The 18763-nt window shown below is 52.0% G+C and carries 16 protein-coding genes and 1 rRNA gene; 6 read left to right on the top strand and 11 right to left on the bottom strand.

Annotation, left to right across the window (positions count from 1 at the left end; genetic code table 11):
• Position 1: 1 nt before the first annotated feature.
• The 4 genes from dtd to typA all read right to left on the bottom strand — a co-directional run bounded on the left by dtd (position 2) and on the right by typA (position 3909).
• Complete coding sequence (gene dtd, locus AAGR08_RS18915; RefSeq protein ID WP_097095547.1) at positions 2-439, bottom strand: D-aminoacyl-tRNA deacylase; 438 nt, start codon at positions 437-439, stop codon at positions 2-4.
• The gene (locus tag AAGR08_RS18910; protein ID WP_345827685.1) at positions 436-1308 is read right to left on the bottom strand and encodes a virulence factor BrkB family protein; all 873 of its coding nucleotides are present in this window, start codon (positions 1306-1308) and stop codon (positions 436-438) included. The genes dtd and AAGR08_RS18910 overlap by 4 nt, the downstream gene beginning before the upstream one ends.
• A complete protein-coding gene (yihX, locus tag AAGR08_RS18905) occupies positions 1309-1905 on the bottom strand; it encodes a glucose-1-phosphatase (RefSeq protein ID WP_345827684.1) in 597 nt (198 codons plus the stop codon). It abuts the gene before it with no gap.
• A gap of 183 nt (positions 1906-2088) precedes the next feature.
• Positions 2089-3909 (bottom strand): ribosome-dependent GTPase TypA, encoded by a 1821-nt coding sequence (typA, locus tag AAGR08_RS18900; protein ID WP_097095544.1) that lies wholly within the window; start codon positions 3907-3909, stop codon positions 2089-2091.
• A gap of 439 nt (positions 3910-4348) precedes the next feature.
• Here typA and glnA point away from each other — a divergent pair, with 439 nt between their 5' ends.
• The 3 genes from glnA to glnG all read left to right on the top strand — a co-directional run bounded on the left by glnA (position 4349) and on the right by glnG (position 8485).
• Positions 4349-5758 carry a glutamate--ammonia ligase gene (gene glnA, locus AAGR08_RS18895; RefSeq protein ID WP_097095542.1) on the top strand — a complete coding sequence of 470 codons (1410 nt, stop codon included), beginning with the start codon at positions 4349-4351 and terminating at the stop codon, positions 5756-5758.
• Positions 5759-6018: 260 nt separating this feature from the next.
• Positions 6019-7068: a nitrogen regulation protein NR(II) gene (gene glnL, locus AAGR08_RS18890; protein ID WP_008109798.1), complete on the top strand. Its 1050-nt coding sequence runs from the start codon at positions 6019-6021 to the stop codon at positions 7066-7068.
• Between the two features lie 7 nt (positions 7069-7075).
• On the top strand, positions 7076-8485 hold the full coding sequence (glnG, locus tag AAGR08_RS18885; RefSeq protein ID WP_008109800.1) for a nitrogen regulation protein NR(I): 1410 nt from the start codon (positions 7076-7078) through the stop codon (positions 8483-8485).
• 48 nt (positions 8486-8533) lie between these two features.
• Here the strand turns inward: glnG and hemN are convergent, their stop codons facing one another.
• Both hemN and yihI read right to left on the bottom strand, forming a co-directional pair.
• Positions 8534-9907 carry an oxygen-independent coproporphyrinogen III oxidase gene (gene hemN / locus AAGR08_RS18880; RefSeq protein WP_345827680.1) on the bottom strand — a complete coding sequence of 458 codons (1374 nt, stop codon included), beginning with the start codon at positions 9905-9907 and terminating at the stop codon, positions 8534-8536.
• Between the two features lie 236 nt (positions 9908-10143).
• Positions 10144-10665: a Der GTPase-activating protein YihI gene (gene yihI, locus AAGR08_RS18875; RefSeq protein WP_097095539.1), complete on the bottom strand. Its 522-nt coding sequence runs from the start codon at positions 10663-10665 to the stop codon at positions 10144-10146.
• A 555-nt stretch (positions 10666-11220) separates the two neighbouring features.
• On the opposite strand from yihI, the gene yihA reads away from it, so the two are divergent.
• Positions 11221-11862: a ribosome biogenesis GTP-binding protein YihA/YsxC gene (yihA, locus tag AAGR08_RS18870; protein WP_345827678.1), complete on the top strand. Its 642-nt coding sequence runs from the start codon at positions 11221-11223 to the stop codon at positions 11860-11862.
• A gap of 394 nt (positions 11863-12256) precedes the next feature.
• Here yihA and polA read toward each other — a convergent pair whose 3' ends face one another.
• The 4 genes from polA to AAGR08_RS18850 all read right to left on the bottom strand — a co-directional run bounded on the left by polA (position 12257) and on the right by AAGR08_RS18850 (position 17381).
• Positions 12257-15046 (bottom strand): DNA polymerase I, encoded by a 2790-nt coding sequence (polA, locus tag AAGR08_RS18865; RefSeq protein WP_345827676.1) that lies wholly within the window; start codon positions 15044-15046, stop codon positions 12257-12259.
• 370 nt (positions 15047-15416) lie between these two features.
• Complete coding sequence (gene dsbA, locus AAGR08_RS18860; RefSeq protein ID WP_097095536.1) at positions 15417-16046, bottom strand: thiol:disulfide interchange protein DsbA; 630 nt, start codon at positions 16044-16046, stop codon at positions 15417-15419.
• A 26-nt stretch (positions 16047-16072) separates the two neighbouring features.
• Positions 16073-17059, bottom strand: a complete 987-nt coding sequence (locus AAGR08_RS18855) for a serine/threonine protein kinase (RefSeq protein WP_345827673.1) — start codon at positions 17057-17059, stop codon at positions 16073-16075.
• A 46-nt stretch (positions 17060-17105) separates the two neighbouring features.
• Positions 17106-17381, bottom strand: coding sequence for a YihD family protein (locus AAGR08_RS18850; RefSeq protein WP_097095534.1), 276 nt, complete (start codon positions 17379-17381; stop codon positions 17106-17108).
• A 72-nt stretch (positions 17382-17453) separates the two neighbouring features.
• Between AAGR08_RS18850 and mobA the strand changes: the two genes are divergently transcribed.
• Both mobA and mobB read left to right on the top strand, forming a co-directional pair.
• The gene (gene mobA, locus AAGR08_RS18845) at positions 17454-18029 is read left to right on the top strand and encodes a molybdenum cofactor guanylyltransferase MobA (RefSeq protein ID WP_097095533.1); all 576 of its coding nucleotides are present in this window, start codon (positions 17454-17456) and stop codon (positions 18027-18029) included.
• On the top strand, positions 18026-18523 hold the full coding sequence (gene mobB / locus AAGR08_RS18840) for a molybdopterin-guanine dinucleotide biosynthesis protein MobB (protein WP_345827672.1): 498 nt from the start codon (positions 18026-18028) through the stop codon (positions 18521-18523). Before mobA ends, mobB begins: the two co-directional genes overlap by 4 nt.
• 92 nt (positions 18524-18615) lie before the next feature.
• On the opposite strand, the gene rrf is transcribed toward mobB, so the two are convergent.
• A 5S ribosomal RNA gene (gene rrf / locus AAGR08_RS18835) occupies positions 18616-18731 on the bottom strand.
• Between the last annotated feature and the right edge of the window lie 32 nt (positions 18732-18763).

Raw genomic sequence — 18763 nt, 5'->3', positions numbered from 1 at the left:
CTCACACCTGTAACCAGAAGGTCACCGGACCGTCGTTTACTAACGAAACCTGCATATTGGCGGCAAAACGCCCATTTGCGGTGGTCACACCCTGTGTTCGGCAGCAATCGCTGAAGTAATCATAGAGACGCTCGGCTTCCGCCGGTTCTGCACCACCCGAGAAGGAGGGACGCATACCTTTATTCGTATCAGCGGCAAGGGTGAATTGCGACACCACCAGCACGCTGCCGCCGGCCTGCTGTACGTTGAGATTCATTTTGTCATTCTCATCCGCAAAGATGCGGTAGCCGAGAACGCGTTCGGTCAAACGCTGCGCCTTTTGCTCGTCGTCGCCCTTTTCCACACCCAACAGCACCAATAACCCATTGCCAATTTCACCCACTGTCGCGTCATCAACGCTGACACTGGCGCGACTGACGCGCTGAATCAAAGCAATCATGTTTCCTCTCGTTCTCTTTCGCGTTCCTGCTGTTTTAACTGGCGATAGTCATCCAGCGTGACGGTGATTTCTGCGCCTAACAACACAATACACCACGACCAGTAAACCCAAAGGAACAGAATCGGGATGACCGCCAGAACGCCGTAAATTAACTGGTAAGAAGGGAACATCGTAACATAGAGCGCAAAGCCTTTTTTGCCCAGCTCGAACAGCAAACCGGCAACGATGGCGCCGATCAGCGCATCGCGCGTGGGAACGCGCCGCGTCGGCACAATGCTATACAGCAGCCAGAAGGCGAGGATAGAAAGAAACAGCGGGAAAATACGCAGCAGCTGATCGACCAGGCTGGTGACGCCGGTGACGTTCACCCAGCGCAGCGACAGCAGATAGGAGCTCAGGGCTAAGCTGGCGCCCGCTAATAGCGGACCCAGCGTTAGTATCATCCAGTACACAGCAAAGGAGTAGACCATGGGGCGCGGCTTATCGCTGCGCCAGATGGTGTTTAGCGCGCTATCCACCGAATGCATCAGCAGTAGCGCCGTGACAATCAATCCGACAATACCGACCGCCGTCATTTTGTTGACGTTGGCAACGAACTGGTCGAGATAGCGCTGAATGACGTCGCCCGTCGCCGGTATAAAGTTGGTGAAAATGAAGTTTTTCAGCTGCACGCTGATATCCGAGAACATCGGAAAGGCGGCGAACAGCGCAAAAACCACGGCAATGAGCGGCACCAACGCCAGCAATGAAACGTAGGCCAGATTACCCGCCTGCGTCGTCATGTTGTCTTCGTCAATGCGGCGCCACAGCAGTTTAATCCACAGAACAAAGGCATGCGCCGAGTGGCGCAGTTGTCTTGGCTTTAGCACTCAGAGACGACCCGCAAACCAATCCGGCACGGTTTTCTCATCGACCACCAGCACGCTCTCAATGCCCAGCGCACGCGCCGCGTCAATGTTGGCCTGATTATCATCGAAGAATACTGCCTGATCGGCCTGGTAACCTTCGTGCTGGAGTACATAGTTATAGATGCGCGCTTCCGGCTTACGCATGCCGATATCCTGCGACATATAAAGATGATCGGCCGCCTGCTGAACATCAGGATAGTGGGTTGGCCAGAATTCGAAGTGCAGCTGATTGGTGTTCGACAGAATCACCACGCGCTCGCCATTGGCACGCAGCTTGTTCATGATCGCCAGCGTTTCCGGACGCACGCCGACGAAGACCGCCTGCCAGCCTGCCGTAAATTGCGGGTAGCTCAGGGCGATATCCAGCTGATCGCAAATGCGTGCTGCGAATTCGGAATCGCTGATTTCGCCACGTTCGTGTTTCTCAAAAGCCTCATCCATGCGGAAACGACTTTGCAGCGTTGCCAATGGCACCCGCCCTAAATCGCTCCAGACGCCGAGCACACGATTAAAATCGATATCAACAATCACATTGCCTAAATCAAAAATGTACAGCATGACGCCTCTCCTTTATGTTCCCTGGATCGTTAACTCTAGCGGTAAAAGCGTGAGCTGAACAGGGATGAGGGGCGGGAAATCAGCATTCTGGAAGCGAAGGCAAAGTTCATCAGGCGAGCGTTGCAGCGGGTTGCAGGCATAAAAAAGCCCCGCAGTGCGGGGCTCAATATCAGACTGATTCGCTTAGTCTTTGCTGCCACGAGAAGAACGCTTACGATCGTTCTCGGTCAGGTGACGTTTACGAATACGTACTGACAGCGGAGTCACTTCTACCAGTTCGTCATCATCGATGAACTCGATAGCCTGCTCCAGCGTCATTTTCTGCGGTGGAACCAGAGTGGTTGCTTCGTCAGTACCTGACGCACGCATGTTGGTCAGTTTCTTACCGGTCAGACAGTTTACTGTCAGGTCGTTAGAACGGCTGTGAATACCGATGATCTGGCCTTCATACACTTCCGCACCGTGACCCAGGAACAGCTTACCGCGATCCTGCAGACCGAACAGGGCGAACGCTACCGCTTTACCCTGGCCGTTCGAGATCAGTACGCCGTTCTGACGCTGGCCCACTTCGCCTGGACGCACGTCGTCGTAGTGGCTGAAGGTGGAGTACAGCAGGCCGGTACCTGAAGTCATGGTCATGAATTCGTTACGGAAGCCGATCAGGCCACGGCTTGGGATCATGTAGTCGAGACGTACACGGCCTTTGCCATCTGGATCCATATTTTTCAGATCGCCTTTACGCTCACCCATTGCCTGCATCACAGAACCCTGATGGGTCTCTTCGATGTCGAGGGTGACGTTTTCGAATGGCTCTTGCTTACGGCCTTCATGCTCACGGAAGATAACTTTCGGACGGGATACCGCCAGCTCGAAACCTTCACGACGCATGTTTTCGATCAGCACCGACAAGTGCAGCTCACCACGACCTGAAACACGGAACGCATCAGAATCTTCAGTTTCTTCAACGCGTAGTGCCACGTTGTGTACCAGCTCTTTATTCAGACGCTCCAGGATCTGGCGCGACGTCACGAACTTACCTTCTTTACCGCAGAACGGCGAGGTGTTGACGTTGAAGAACATGGTTACGGTTGGTTCATCGACGCTCAGGGCCGGCAGCGCTTCCACATTCTGCGTGTCGCAGATGGTGTCAGAGATGTTCAGCTCGCCCAAGCCGGTGATAGCGATGATATCGCCCGCTTCCGCCAGGGTGCTTTCGATACGTTCCAGACCCAAATGGCCCAGTACTTTACCGACTTTACCGTTACGGGTTTTGCCTTCGCTATCAATGATAGTGACCTGCTGGTTCGGCTTAACGGTACCGCGCTTGATGCGGCCAATGCCGATCACGCCCAGATAGTTGTTGTAGTCCAGCTGCGAGATCTGCATCTGCAGTGGCGCTTCAACTTCAACCTGAGGTGGAGAAACGTGGTCGACGATCGCCTGATACAGCGGGGTCATGTCGTCAGCCATGTCGGTGTGTTCCAGACCCGCGATACCATTCAACGCCGAAGCGAAGATGATCGGGAAGTCCAGCTGCTCGTCAGTCGCATCCAGGTTAACGAACAGGTCAAATACCTGATCAACAACCCAGTCAGGACGCGCGCCCGGACGGTCAACTTTGTTGATAACCACAATCGGCTTCAAACCATGAGCAAATGCTTTCTTGGTTACGAAGCGGGTTTGCGGCATAGGGCCATCCATCGCATCTACAACCAGCAGCACCGAATCCACCATGGACATGACGCGCTCCACTTCACCACCGAAGTCGGCGTGTCCTGGGGTATCAACGATGTTGATACGGTAATCATTCCATTTGATGGCGGTGTTTTTTGCGAGGATGGTAATCCCACGCTCTTTCTCCAAATCGTTGGAGTCCATTACGCGCTCAGTCGCTTCGGTACGAGCATCAAAAGTACCGGACTGTTGTAGCAGCTTGTCAACCAGGGTGGTCTTACCATGGTCAACGTGCGCGATGATGGCGATGTTACGCAAATTTTCGATCACAGCTTTGCCTCAGGCATTATAGAAATAACGCGGTATTGTACACGGATTAAGCGGAAGACTGAACATGATCACAGATTTCGCCGAAAGTTTCTCGTAGCGCTGGTTTTTAGCACCATTTACGGTGCATTAATCTGCACTGTGGTGGCGTTTTGCACCAATATGGTGCTTATCTTCATCCGTGTTGCACCACAACAATGCAGGAAATCCATCCTGGTGCAGCCTTCGACTCACGAAAGCGCGCATTGTAGCGCCATTTTCGCCATTGTCATAAAGTTGGCACAGAATTCGCTTTATCTATTTCAAGCGATAACGACAGTTATAAAACGGTTGAAAGAGCTTGCCGAGATCTTTGGTTAGGAGTGGTCAGCAGTTGTGGCGCATTCCCGGCAACGAAGTTCTCTCACCATGACGATAATGACCATTTCCAGGAGAGTTGAGTATGTCCGCTGAACACGTTCTCTCGATGATGAACGAGCATGAAGTTAAGTTTGTTGACCTGCGTTTTACCGATACCAAAGGTAAAGAACAGCACGTTACTATCCCTGCTCACCAGGTTAACGCTGACTTCTTCGAAGAAGGCAAAATGTTCGATGGCTCCTCCATCGGTGGCTGGAAAGGCATTAACGAATCAGACATGGTGCTGATGCCGGATGCAACCACTGCAGTGATGGATCCGTTCTTCGAAGACTCGACCCTGATCATCCGTTGCGACATCCTTGAGCCAGGCACACTGCAGGGCTACGATCGTGACCCGCGCTCCATTGCTAAGCGTGCAGAAGAGTTCCTGCGTTCTTCCGGCATCGCGGATACCGTGCTGTTTGGACCAGAGCCAGAGTTCTTCCTGTTCGATGATATCCGTTTCGGTTCTTCTACTTCAGGTTCACACGTTGCTATCGATGATATCGAAGCCGCATGGAACACCGGTAAAGAGTACGAAGGCGGTAACAAAGGTCACCGTCCAGGTCTTAAAGGCGGTTACTTCCCAGTGCCACCGGTTGACTCCGCGCAGGACATCCGTTCTGCCATGTGTCTGACCATGGAGCAAATGGGCCTGGTGGTTGAAGCACATCACCACGAAGTCGCCACTGCTGGTCAGAACGAAGTGGCAACCCGCTTCAACACCATGACCAAAAAAGCGGACGAAATTCAGATCTATAAATACGTGGTTCACAACGTTGCTCACGCGTACGGCAAAACGGCAACCTTCATGCCTAAGCCAATGTTCGGCGATAACGGTTCTGGTATGCACTGCCACATGTCCCTGTCAAAAGGCGGCGTGAACCTGTTCTCTGGCGACAAGTACGGCGGCCTGTCTGAAACCGCTCTGTTCTATATCGGCGGTATCATCAAGCACGCTAAAGCGATCAACGCCCTGGCAAACCCAACCACCAACTCATACAAGCGTCTGGTCCCAGGCTACGAAGCACCGGTTATGCTGGCTTACTCTGCCCGTAACCGTTCTGCTTCTATCCGTATCCCAGTGGTTGCTAGCCCGAAAGCACGCCGTATCGAAGCACGCTTCCCGGATCCAGCGGCTAACCCATACCTGGCCTTCACCGCGCTGCTGATGGCGGGTCTTGATGGTGTTATCAACAAGATCCACCCTGGCGATGCGATGGACAAAAACCTGTATGACCTGCCACCGGAAGAAGAAGCTGAGATTCCAAAAGTTGCAGGTTCTCTGGAAGAAGCACTGAACGCACTGAACGAAGACCGCGAGTTCCTGACCCGTGGCGGCGTGTTCACTGATGACGCCATCGATGCTTACATCGAACTGCGTAAAGCCGATAATGACCGCGTGCGTATGACTCCGCACCCCGTTGAGTTCGAGCTGTACTACAGCGTTTAATCAGCATTAAAGATTCGCGGACTTTGCATCGCCGCAAGGCGGCAATCGAGAGAATCCCGGGGAGCTGAGATAACTCAGTGACTCGGGTTAACGAGTGCAGCCAACGCAGCGGGGTGTAAAAGACGCCGAAGATTTTATATTGCCGTGGAAACTTTAGCCCATCTCCGGATGGGCTTTTTTCTCCGCGTATTCATGGTTCGAAGCACAGATTTCCGTCCTGTAAGGCTATAATGCACTAAATTAGTGCAGAGGAACGCTGTATGGCAACTGGCACGCTGCCCGACGCGGGGCAGATTCTCAACTCCCTAATCAACAGTATTTTGCTGGTCGATAACGATTTAGTTATCCATTACGCCAATCCGGCGGCTCAGCAATTACTGGCGCAAAGCTCACGTAAATTGTTCGGCACGCCATTACCGGAATTAACCGGCTATTTTTCGCTGAATATTGAGGTGATGAGCGAGAGTCTCGGGGCTGGCCAGGGCTTTACCGATAGCGAAGTCACCTTAGTGGTGGATGGCCGCGCGCACATTATGTCGCTGACGGCACAGCGTTTACCGGATGGCTTTATTCTGCTGGAAATGGCGCCGATGGATAATCAACGTCGTCTTAGCCAGGAACAAATTCAACATGCTCAGCAGGTTGCTGCCCGCGACTTAGTCCGCGGTCTGGCGCATGAAATAAAAAACCCGCTGGGGGGATTACGTGGTGCCGCGCAACTGCTTACCCGCGCATTGCCCGATCCTTCGCTGCATGAGTACACGCGCATCATCATTGAGCAAGCCGACCGACTGCGTAATCTGGTCGATCGCCTGTTAGGCCCGCAACAGCCGGGTCTGCATGTGACGCAAAGTATTCATCAGGTGGCGGAGCGCGTGGTGAATCTGGTGTCGATGGAGCTGCCGGATAATGTTTCGCTGGTACGTGATTACGACCCAAGCCTGCCGGAACTGCCGCACGATCCCGACCAGATTGAACAGGTGCTGTTAAACGTGGTGCGCAATGCGCTGCAAGCCTTAGGTGATGAAGGTGGCACCATCGTGATTCGCACGCGTACCGCCTTCCAGCTCACGCTGCACGGCACGCGTTATCGTCTGGTCGCACGCATTGATATTGAAGATGATGGCCCAGGCATTCCGGCCCAGCTACAAGATACGCTGTTCTATCCGATGGTGAGCGGACGCGAAGGTGGCACCGGCTTAGGTCTCTCCATCGCCCGTAGCCTGATCGATCAGCATTCAGGAAAAATAGAATTTAACAGTTGGCCAGGTCACACCGAATTCTCGGTTTACCTGCCTATTCGCCAGTGAGGTTTGTATGCAACGAGGGATAGTCTGGATCGTCGATGACGATAGCTCCATCCGCTGGGTGCTTGAACGAGCGCTCACTGGAGCCGGTTTGAGCTGTGCAACCTTTGACAGCGCTAACGAGGTATTGGACGCGCTCGCAAGCAAAACCCCAGACGTATTATTGTCAGATATTCGTATGCCTGGCATGGATGGTCTTGCGCTGCTGAAACAGATTAAACAGCGCCATCCGATGCTGCCGGTCATCATTATGACCGCGCACTCCGATCTGGACGCGGCGGTTAGCGCTTATCAGCAAGGGGCGTTTGATTACCTGCCAAAGCCGTTTGATATTGATGAAGCGGTGGCGTTGGTTGAACGCGCGATTAGCCATTATCAGGAACAGCAGCAGCCACGTAATCAACCCGTTAGCGGCCCAACCACCGATATCATCGGCGAAGCGCCGGCAATGCAGGATGTGTTCCGCATCATTGGTCGCCTTTCGCGCTCTTCCATTAGCGTGCTGATCAACGGGGAATCCGGTACCGGTAAAGAGTTGGTCGCGCATGCGCTGCATCGTCATAGTCCACGCGCGAAGTCTCCTTTTATCGCGCTGAACATGGCGGCGATACCTAAAGATTTGATCGAATCCGAGCTGTTTGGTCACGAGAAAGGCGCATTTACCGGCGCGAACCAGATTCGTCAGGGACGTTTTGAGCAGGCTGATGGCGGCACGCTGTTCCTCGACGAAATTGGTGATATGCCGCTCGACGTGCAAACCCGATTATTGCGCGTATTGGCCGATGGCCAGTTTTATCGTGTGGGCGGCTATGCGCCGGTGAAAGTGGACGTGCGCATCATCGCGGCAACCCACCAGAACCTTGAATTGCGCGTGCAGGAAGGCAAATTCCGTGAAGACTTGTTCCATCGTCTTAACGTGATTCGCGTTCATCTGCCACCGTTGCGTGAACGTCGTGAAGATATTCCGCGCCTGGCGCGCTACTTCCTGCAGGTTGCTGCACGTGAGTTGGGCGTGGAAGCAAAGATTCTGCATCCGGAAACCGAAACCGCGCTGACACGTCTGCATTGGTCCGGTAACGTGCGCCAGTTGGAAAACACCTGTCGCTGGTTAACCGTGATGGCGGCGGGCCAGGAAGTGTTGATTCAGGATCTGCCGCCTGAACTGTTTGAATCCAGCACGCCGGACAATCCAGTGCAGTCGCTGCCGGATAGCTGGGCCACGCTGCTGGCGCAGTGGGCCGATCGCGCCTTGCGTTCCGGTCATCAAAACCTGTTGTCCGAAGCGCAGCCGGAGATGGAGCGAACGCTGCTCACCACCGCGCTGCGTCACACGCAGGGGCACAAACAGGAAGCAGCGCGTCTGCTCGGCTGGGGACGTAATACCCTGACGCGCAAGTTGAAAGAGCTGGGAATGGAATAACGCAGAAGTTTGCGTTTTGAAGCAGGGGAGCACATTGCTCCCCTGTTTTTATATCACTCGCGAAAACTGCTGCATGCGCGCCTTTTGCCGCATGTATACATCGAAGCACATACAGATGTTACGAATCAGCAATCGACCCACGCCAGTAACGTGCAGGCTGCGACCGCGCTGCTCCAGTAAACCATCGGCCACCAGCGGCGCTAACAGCGCCAAATCCTCGGCAAAATACGCTTCAAATGCCACCGGGTATTGCGCCTCTATCGCCGCAAAATCCAGTGCGAAGTTGCAGATTAATGACTTAATCACATCCCGGCGCAGACAGTCATCATCGCTGAGCGTCAGTCCGCGCCACAGCGCATCACCGCGCTGCTCGACGTCCGCGTAATACGCCTTCAGCTCTTTATGATTTTGCGCATAGCCGTCGCCCAGCATGCTGATTGCTGACACGCCCAATCCCAGCAGATCGGTTTCGCCCTGCGTCGTGTAGCCCTGAAAGTTACGATGCAACTCGCCGGCGCGTTGTGCGACCGCCAGCTCATCATCCGGCCGCGCGAAGTGATCCATGCCGATAAACTGATAACCTTCGCCGGTTAAGGTGGCGATGGTTTCCTGCAGGATTTGCAGTTTCTGCGCCGCGCCCGGCAGCTCATCATCTTTAATTTTGCGCTGTGCAGCGAACAAGGTTGGCATGTGCGCATAGTTGAAAACGCTGAGGCGATCGGGATTGAGTGCAATCACGCGCTGTAAGGTAAATGCGAAGCTTTCCGGCGTTTGCAGCGGCAGACCATAAATCAGATCAAGGCTAACCGAACGGAAACCCTGTTCACGCGCGCGCTGCACCAGCGCGAAGATGGTCTCTTCATCCTGAACGCGATTAACGCGCTCCTGCACCGCTTTATTGAAGTCCTGCACGCCCATGCTGAGGCGATTGAAACCTTCTGCCCGCAGATGATCGATCATTTCCAGCTCAATTTCGCGCGGATCAACCTCGATCGACATTTCGATATCATCGGCCAGCGTAAAATGATCGCGTAGCAGCGCCACCAGCCGGCTCACCTGCTGCGTGTTAAGGAATGTTGGTGTGCCACCGCCCCAGTGCAATTGGGTGACCAGCCGCCCAGTAAACAGCGGTGCGCGCTGGCGGATTTCCTGCTCCAGCACGTCCAGATAGCGATCGGCTTTATGCAGCTGACGCGTCACAATTTTATTGCAGCCACAGAAGTAGCAAAGACGATGGCAAAACGGGATATGCACATACAGCGATAATGGACGATCGGGATAGCGCTCAACCGCCTGCTGGAAATCTTCCTCACTAAAGTTCTCACTGAACTCCAGCGCAGTGGGATAAGAGGTATAACGCGGGCCCGCGTAATTATATTTTTCGATGAGGCTCTGGTCCCAATCAATCTGCGGCGATGACATGCTCACTCCTTACGGTGACGTCGTCTGAGAGAGGGTCGCGTAGCAGAAGAGTGGACGAAGCGATGGGCTGAACGCCGACGTAAACGCGACTTCAGACGCGACAGGCGGCGTAGTTTAAACAATAACCAGATCAGATAACATGTCAGCAGCAGCGCGAAAATTGATCCAGGCCAAAGCATAGGTGAATACCTGTTTAGCGCGGCATGCCTTTATACGCATGCCGATCAAAATTGGCCTTAATTACCTTTTAGCAGGCGCATCATATCTTCTTCGGCCTGCTCATCTTCGACTTCATCATCAAGTGCGATGCCCAGCGCTTCCATCAGTTCGTCGATGCGATCTAAGGTTTGATCCAGCCAGGCCTGATCTTCGCCGCTGAGGGTTTCACCGTTTTCCAGGCGATCCAATAAGGTATCCAGACGTTCATCATTTTCCAGCTTCGCCAGCTCTTCTTGTGGCGTCAGACGAACTTTCTCCGCTTTTGGCTTCGGTTTGGCAGCGGGCTTCTTCGCCGGCTGGGTTTTACCATCAGCAACGAGTGCAATAGGGGTTTTGCTGCCCAGGCGCGGATCCTGAACCTTTTTACCCTGGCCTTTGCCAGCAGTTTGCGTTTCTGGATTAGCACGGCTGCCAGATTTGTGGCCGCTGTGCTTTTTGTCGCGTTTGCGATCGCGCGCTTCCTGATTGAGGTCTTCACGCGATTTGCGTTTGGCTTTCGCAGCGGGTTTGCCACGCGGGGCTGATGCAGGTTGCTTCATGGTGTCCGGTCTCGGCGATGCTTTGTGAGTTCAGTATAGAATTGCGGCGAAATCTAGCAGAAAGTAAGCAAAGAAAAAAGGCGATAGCCTGTGCTATCGCCTTATTTCGCACCTTCATCCGAAGGAAACACGTGATAAATCCTTTACGGCTCACAACGTCCCGGTTGCTCCCTCGCCACATCGCTCCTGCGATTATTCCCTTTCCCTGTCCGATTCCTACCTGAATCGCTTCCTGCCATGCTCTTGGTCATCCCCGACGCTCCTGAGCTCATCATCCTGATGGGTGCTGCCGTGCACTGACAACAAATGTAGACTAATGGGTAAAATGAACAAGTGAGACTTGTCTCTAATTAAGAGCGGTATTTCCCATAAATAAACCAAGCTATTGAAAAATAACCTTTAAACTAAAGATTAACTTTCAATGAAACGGTAATAACTGGCAGTAAAAATCCTAGATCTCTTACAAAATGGCGTGTTAAGACGCTATCGGGCACTTTTGCGCCATTACAGGTATAATCAGCCCCATTGCCCGATTCATTTTGCTGGAGTTTCACTTTGTCTGCTTTGAACTATCACATGACCCATTTCATGCTCAGCGCCCCTGATATTCGCCACCTACCGGCGGATGTGGGTATTGAAGTTGCTTTTGCCGGGCGCTCGAATGCAGGCAAATCCAGCGCGCTGAACACCATTACCAATCAAAAAGGTCTGGCTCGTACCAGTAAAACGCCAGGTCGAACTCAGCTAATTAACCTGTTTGAAGTGGTTGAAGGTAAATGTCTGGTCGATTTGCCCGGTTACGGCTATGCCCAGGTGCCGGAGGAGATGAAACGTAAATGGCAGCGCTCGCTGGCAGAATATCTGCAAAAACGTCAGGCGCTGAAAGGGCTGGTGGTATTGATGGATATTCGCCACCCGCTGAAAGACCTCGATCAGAACATGATTGAATGGGCAGTTCAGAGCCAAATTCCAGTGCTGGTGCTGCTTACCAAAGCCGACAAGCTGGCATCTGGCGCACGTAAAGCGCAACTGACCATGGTGCGTGAGGCCTCGCTGGCGTTCAATGGCGATGTCCAGGTGGAAATGTTCTCTTCACTGAAGAAGATGGGCGTTGATATTGTGCGCAAGAAACTGGATAGCTGGTTTAACGAACTGGAGCCAGCACAGGAAGGCGACGGCGAAGAGAGCGAAGAGTAATTTCGCAGCGGCTTTTGAGAGAAAGCCCAATAAAAAACGCCCCAGTCATAAATGACTGGGGCGGCTAAATATTCAGCCAAATCCGATTACGTGAAGTAAAAGGTCTGAAAGATAGAACATCTTACCTCTGTACCCTACGCGATAAACTCTACCTGATTTTCTGCGCCCTACAAAGGGTTTTTTGTTGCTAACTTTCAGAGTTTGGCATCTTTTTTACTAAGCTCATCACACTTTCACGCGTGCGATGTAGTTTAATTACTAAAAAAATGCTTAGCCGTTAGGCAGTTACAAAACGCGTATCCTGAAGGCCGCTTTGCGACGTGGCTGAACCGATTAAGTAAACTTTTTTCTTATGATGGTGTCAGCGGCTGACATTTGCCGCTGACTGGCAGCATCAGTGTGCCTCATCCCAGTTATCACCGGTTCCAACTTCAACCTGCAACGGCACATCCAGCTTCATGCTGTTTTCCATCAGTGCACGAATGGTCTTTATGGCACCGTCCACCGCATCGCTGCGGATCTCAAACACCAGTTCATCGTGGACCTGCATAATCATCCGTACGGCATCGTCCTTTTGCTCTAACAGCCAACCATCTACCGCAATCATGGCACGCTTGATGATATCTGCAGCCGTGCCTTGCATTGGGGCGTTGATTGCAGCGCGTTCGGCAGCTTTACGACGGATCGCATTGCTGGAGGTGATATCCGGCAACCATAGACGACGACCATCGAGCGTTTCGACATAGCCTTTTTCGGCTGCTTTTGAACGCGTCTCTTCCATATAGCGCAGCACGCCCGGATAACGTTCAAAGTAGAGGTCCATGTATTTCTTCGCCTCGCCCGCGCCAATATTCAACTGACGTGAAAGGCCAAAAGCGCTCATCCCGTAGATCAGCCCAAAGTTGATGGCTTTAGCACTGCGACGCTGCTCGCCAGAAACCTTACTGAGCGTGACGCCAAACACTTCTGCCGCAGTCGCACGGTGGATGTCTTCCCCTTGTGCAAAGGCCTCCAGCAAGCCTTTATCTTGCGACAGATGCGCCATAATACGCAGTTCAATCTGTGAATAGTCCGCAGCAACAATACGATTGCCCGGCCCAGCAATAAACGCCTGGCGAATACGGCGGCCTTCTTCGTTGCGCACAGGGATATTTTGCAAGTTAGGATCGGTGGAAGAGAGTCGCCCCGTCGCCGTTACCGCCTGATGATAGGACGTATGCACGCGACCCGTTACCGGATTGATCATCTGCGGCAGCTTGTCGGTATAGGTCGATTTTAGCTTGGAGAGACCGCGATGCTCGAGGATGACCTTCGGCAACGGATAATCCAGCGCCAGTTCGGCCAACACTTCTTCACTGGTGGAAGGGGCGCCACCGGGGGTTTTTTTCGTCGGCTTAATACCCTGCTTTTCAAACAGAATGGTTTGCAGCTGCTTAGGTGATGAGAGATTAAATGGCTCGCCCGCCAGCTCATGAGCCTTTAGCTCCAGTTCCGCCACGCGGGTGGTAAGTTCCTGAGAGTGTTTTGCCAGAATGTTTTGATCAATCAGCACGCCATTGCGTTCAATGCGCGAGATGACCTTTAACAAAGGCATTTCAATCTCTTCAAATACCTTCTTCGGCCCGGCTTCAGGCTCCAGCTTCGCCCACATTTTCAAATGCAGTTGCAGGGTGACATCCGCGTCTTCAGCAGCATAGTGCCCTGCTTGCTCAATGGCGATCTGGTTGAAGGTGAGCTGGTTTTTCCCTTTTCCTGCGATCTCTTCAAAGGTCACCGTTTTATGGTTCAGCCAGCGTGCGGCCAGGCTATCCATATCATGTTTACCTCCCACGCTGTTGAGGCAATAGGACTCCAGCATGGTGTCGAACTTGATGCCGTTCAGCTCAATATCGTAATTCTTCAACACGCCGCGATCATATTTAAGGTTCTGCCCAACCTTTGCCGCTTTGCCATCTTCGAGCAAGGGTTTCAGCTGTTTCATTACGTCGCTACGGTCAAGCTGGTCTGGTGCATCAAGATAATCATGTCCAACCGGTAGATATGCCGCTTCTCCCGGTGCAACGGCAAAAGCAATACCAACAATGTTGGCACTGAGCGTATCCAGTGAATCGGTTTCCAGATCGAAAGCGAACAGCTCGGCGCTTTTCAGCTTCTGCAACCACTCAGCAAATGTTGCCTCATCGAGAATGGTAACGTAGCCATCCGCGGAGAGTACGCTGGTGGTTTCCACTGCAGGTGTGGCAGGCTCATTAAGCTGGGTTTTCTGGGCCTGTATATTGCTCTTTTTACCCTGTAGCCAGGATCCATCCTGCAAATCAGCGATCCAGCGTTTGAATTCAAACCGGCTGAATAACGTTTGCAGTGCGACCACGTCCGGTTCATTGACCGTAAGTTGATCGCAGGTTAGGTCAAGTTCAACGTCAGTTTTGATCGTTGCCAGCTGATAAGAAAGGAAGGCCACTTCACGATTCTGTTCCAGTTTCGCCGCCATGGTTTTCGCACCGCGGAAGGAGAGCTCGGCCACTTTGTCGAGATTATCGTAAATTGATTGCATCCCGCCTAACCCCTGCAGCAAGGCTTGGGCAGTCTTCTCACCCACGCCCGGCACGCCAGGGATGTTATCTGAACTGTCACCCATCATGGCGAGGAAATCGATAATCAATTCCGGTGGCACGCCATATTTTTGCTCAACCTCTTCCGGACCTAGCACGGTATTCGTCATGGTGTTAATCAGCGTAATCGCCGGCGTCACCAGCTGCGCCATGTCTTTATCACCGGTGCTAATCAGTACCGGACGACCACGTTTTTCCGCCTGCTGCGCCAGCGTACCGATGACGTCATCTGCCTCAACGCCAGATACCGCTAACAGCGGCAGGCCCATCGCTTTCACCATTTCATGCAGAGGCTCAATCTGCGCACGCAGATCATCCGGCATAGGTGGACGATGCGATTTGTAGTGCTCAAATAACTCATCGCGGAAGGTTTTTCCTTTGGCATCGAAGACCACAGCCACATGGCTGGGTTGATACTGCATCAGCAAGCTTTTGAGCATGTTGAGCACACCGTACATGGCGCCAGTTGGCTCGCCCGCACTGTTCGTTAGCGGCGGAAAGGCATGATATGCACGGTATAGATAAGATGAGCCGTCGACCAGAATCAGGGGGTTTTCTGCAATTTGCGCCATAGGTTCGTATTTTCTTCGTTGCGATGTTGAGGGCTATAAGGATGCCACAACCGGAGGAGAATGTTGAATGCGCTCAGAGATGTCAGGATCTTTTTCATCGTTACGCGGGGCCGATCGCAAGGATCGGGTTGTGGATAAGTTTGTGCGTAAAAATCATAACGTATTGTTATTTCCGTTAATTGTAATTATATTTATTTCACAACCTGATTAAAATCAAATGGTTATTTAGTTTTTGCGACTTAACGCACCAAAATGAAAAGACGATCGTCCATGTGGATATTTAGTGAAGGGGAATAATCGAGACGAGAGAATAACAAGGCGATATATAAAATAAAAATGCCGACAATGTCGGCATTTTTATTAGGCTAAATTACTTCTTTTCAACCAGGAACTTCACTACGTTGGCGTAATCGGCAACGAAATTGTCCATTGAGCTGGTGTCTAACCCACCGTTGTTAACCATGTATTTGCCGTTAACAAAGATCGCTGGCACACCTTGAAGATTGACATCCGCAGCGGCTTTCTGTTGCTGAGCAACCAGCGCTTTTACTGCGAAGCTATTCCACGCAGCATCGTAATCTTCAGAAGAAATACCGGCTGCTTTAATAAAGGTCTCTTTCAGGCTCGCTGCATCGGTCACGGTTTGGGTCTTCTGAATACCGTCGAATATCGGTGCAGTTACTTTGCTTTCTACGCCCAGCGCCATTGCAACAGCCCATGCCTGAGTAACGATTGGACCGAATTGGCCACCAAGGAAATCAACGTGGTATTTCGTCACTTTAGTGTCAGCCGGCAGGTTCTTTTTCACTGCATCGCTCACGTGATAAACGCGTTCGAACTGGTAGCAATGCGGGCAGAAGAAGGAGAAGAACTCCAGAACCTGCGGCTCACCTGCCACTGGTTTTGGCAGAGTATTAAACTGCTTACCATCAGTGAACTGTGCCGCTGAGGCGCCAAATGCCAGCATTAGACCTACCAGCGCAAACATGATCTTTTTCATCGTGAAACTATCTCCTGAGTACTTCATTAATATTGCGGGCTAAGCTGCAACGGCGGTTCGTGTAACAGCCTTTCCTGCTCGATAAATAATACAATCTGCCGGCGCCAAAAATCCTCATCTGTCATCCAGGGAAAGGCGCGCGGAAATGCGGGGTCCTGCCAGCGGCGTACCACCCAGGCCAAATAATAAACCATGCGCATAGCGCGTAAAGGCTCAATCAGTGACAATTCATGTACATCGAAATCGCCGAATTCATTGTAAGCTTCCAGCAAAATATCCCATTGAATCAACTGTTCCTGACGATCGCCATTGATCAGCATCCATAAATCCTGCACTGCCGGTCCGCTGCGCGCATCATCAAGATCGACAAACATTGGGCCTTCACGCCACAAAATATTGCCGGGATGACAGTCGCCGTGCAACCTGAGCGGCTGCCATTCGGTGTGCCAACGCTGCTGCAGTGTCGCGGCTAGCTTATCAACGGCGGCAAGCAGTGAATCTTTGAGAGAAGTCGGTACTAATGCGCTTTGCTCCAGCTCACAACGCGGTTGAAGTACATACTCTTCCAGTCCAAATGTTGGGCGCTGTTGAAACGGACTTTGTCTGCCAGTTTGATGAATTCGCCCAAGAAAGCGGCCAACCCATTCCATCTGTTCCTCATTGTCAGTTTCATACTGCCGCCCACCCAAACTGGGGAAGACCGCGTACATAAATCCGGCATGATGATTAAGCGTGCTCCCCTTGAGGCTCAGCGGTGCGGCTACCGGCACTTCATCGGCCAACAGATCATGAGTGAATTGATGTTCTTCAAGGATTTGTTGTTCACTCCAGCGCTGCGGACGATAAAATTTCGCCACGTAGCGTCGCTTCTCATCATCGCTAAATTGATAGACGCGGTTTTCGTAGCTGTTGAGGGCTGTTAAGCCTGATTCGACACGCAGACCCGCGTCCCAAAGAGCATCTAGAATGACATCGGGATTCAGCGTCTGGAAATTAAAGGCGGCTTCGCTCATCATTTTGCCTGTGTGTTACCTTTGCTATTAATGCGCAAGGATAACACTACTCATCATCCTTAATCACACCGCGTGCTCGTAATAGCGCGGTTTTGAAGTCCACTTCATAATCCTTTTTTAGTCCGGGGATCTCTGCATCACTACCTGCTTCTCGCATTTTGAGATGGTAAATCAATACATCATCCGTTAATTCACTTAATGGGCCACTGAAACCAGATTCTTGCGCCAGTTTTTGTAAAAATGCCAACAAGTTGAGATCGGAATCCTTTTGCCATGCAGGCTGCAGGAGTTCAAGCAGTTCATTTAGACGGTGGTATTTCATCGTGGATTCCTTTATGCAAGTGGTACGCTGCCGCTATGTAAGTATCGTCCAGAATGAAGCAAGGAGACGAAGATGACAGCATTTACCGGCGTGATCCTCGCAGGTGGGCAAGGCAACCGTATGGGTGGACAGGATAAAGGGTTGCTGGTGCTACAGGGACAACCGCTTTATCAGCACGTTTTGCGGAAATTGCGACCGCAGGTCAATATTGTGTTGATAAGTGCCAACCGTAACATTGATCGCTATCAGGCAAGTGGTTGTCAGGTTGTTACAGATTCAATGCCGGATTATCCCGGACCGCTGGCCGGCATGCTCAGCGGACTGCGCCACAGTAAAACCGAATGGGTGGCTTTCTCTGCTTGTGATACCCCGTGGCTTCCACACGATTTTGTTGATCGTTTATGGCAGCAACGAGGGACAGCACCTGCGGTGTGGGTGAAATCTTCACAGCGCGACCATCCGGCTTTGGCACTGGTCAATTGCTCGCTAGCGGATGAGCTTGAGGCCTGGCTGCTGCGCGGTGAGCGACGTCTCATGCAGTTTTTACGTGAGCATGGTGGACATCCAGTTGAATTTTTAGACCCAGAATCATCCTTCCGTAATATTAATACGCCGGACGATTTAGCAAATGAGGAAACTTTGCCATGAACGTGCCCTTGCTGGCATTTACTGCCTGGAGCGGAACCGGGAAAACCACACTCCTTGAAAAAGTCATTCCGCTGCTAAAGGCGCAAGGAATACGATCGGGATTGATTAAGCATACGCATCATCAAATGGATATTGATACGCCGGGAAAAGACAGCTATTTGCTGCGCAAGGCTGGAGCGGATCAGGTTATTGTCGCCAGTAATCAGCGATGGGCTTTGATGTCTGAAACGCCTAATCAGCCACTTAATCTCGTGGCATTAGCATCCAGAATGGAGCTTTCAACGCTGGATTTGGTACTGGTCGAAGGCTTCAAAGATGAGCCGGTACCTAAAATTGCGCTTTGGCGGCGTGGTGTTAAGGGAGAGATTGAAGATTTACTCGATAGTCATGTGATCGCAATCGCCACTAACGAAGATTTAGAGATCAAATTGCCTCTTTTAGATATTAACCAGCCGCAAAGGGTTGCTGATTTTATTGTTGAATGGCTGAAATAATATGGAGATAGATGTTGTTTTAGCTGGTTTTGCTATTCACTGGACGTAAAAAAGCCCCGAACTTCCGTTCGGGGCTTCTTCACTTATTTAATGCCTGGCAGTTCCCTACTCTCGCATGGGGAGACCCCACACTACCATCGGCGCTACGGCGTTTCACTTCTGAGTTCGGCATGGGGTCAGGTGGGACCACCGCGCTAAAGCCGCCAGGCAAATTCTGTTTCGTTCACGAAGCCCTGTCAG

The sequence above is a fragment of the Pantoea sp. BRR-3P genome, from assembly GCF_039621635.1.
Lineage (GTDB): Bacteria > Pseudomonadota > Gammaproteobacteria > Enterobacterales > Enterobacteriaceae > Pantoea > Pantoea floridensis.
Note: the sequence above shows the minus strand (reverse complement) of the source record. Positions and strands in the feature narration are given on the sequence as shown.

Coding starts and splice junctions, on each gene's coding strand:
- hemN (WP_345827680.1), bottom strand. CDS start 9,907: ATGTCATCGCCGCAGATTGATTGGGACCAGAGCCTCATCGAAAAATAT.
- glnA (WP_097095542.1), top strand. CDS start 4,349: ATGTCCGCTGAACACGTTCTCTCGATGATGAACGAGCATGAAGTTAAG.
- mobA (WP_097095533.1), top strand. CDS start 17,454: ATGACAGCATTTACCGGCGTGATCCTCGCAGGTGGGCAAGGCAACCGT.
- AAGR08_RS18855 (WP_345827673.1), bottom strand. CDS start 17,059: ATGAGCGAAGCCGCCTTTAATTTCCAGACGCTGAATCCCGATGTCATT.
- polA (WP_345827676.1), bottom strand. CDS start 15,046: ATGGCGCAAATTGCAGAAAACCCCCTGATTCTGGTCGACGGCTCATCT.
- glnL (WP_008109798.1), top strand. CDS start 6,019: ATGGCAACTGGCACGCTGCCCGACGCGGGGCAGATTCTCAACTCCCTA.
- yihI (WP_097095539.1), bottom strand. CDS start 10,665: ATGAAGCAACCTGCATCAGCCCCGCGTGGCAAACCCGCTGCGAAAGCC.
- mobB (WP_345827672.1), top strand. CDS start 18,026: ATGAACGTGCCCTTGCTGGCATTTACTGCCTGGAGCGGAACCGGGAAA.
- glnG (WP_008109800.1), top strand. CDS start 7,076: ATGCAACGAGGGATAGTCTGGATCGTCGATGACGATAGCTCCATCCGC.
- dtd (WP_097095547.1), bottom strand. CDS start 439: ATGATTGCTTTGATTCAGCGCGTCAGTCGCGCCAGTGTCAGCGTTGAT.
- yihX (WP_345827684.1), bottom strand. CDS start 1,905: ATGCTGTACATTTTTGATTTAGGCAATGTGATTGTTGATATCGATTTT.
- dsbA (WP_097095536.1), bottom strand. CDS start 16,046: ATGAAAAAGATCATGTTTGCGCTGGTAGGTCTAATGCTGGCATTTGGC.
- AAGR08_RS18850 (WP_097095534.1), bottom strand. CDS start 17,381: ATGAAATACCACCGTCTAAATGAACTGCTTGAACTCCTGCAGCCTGCA.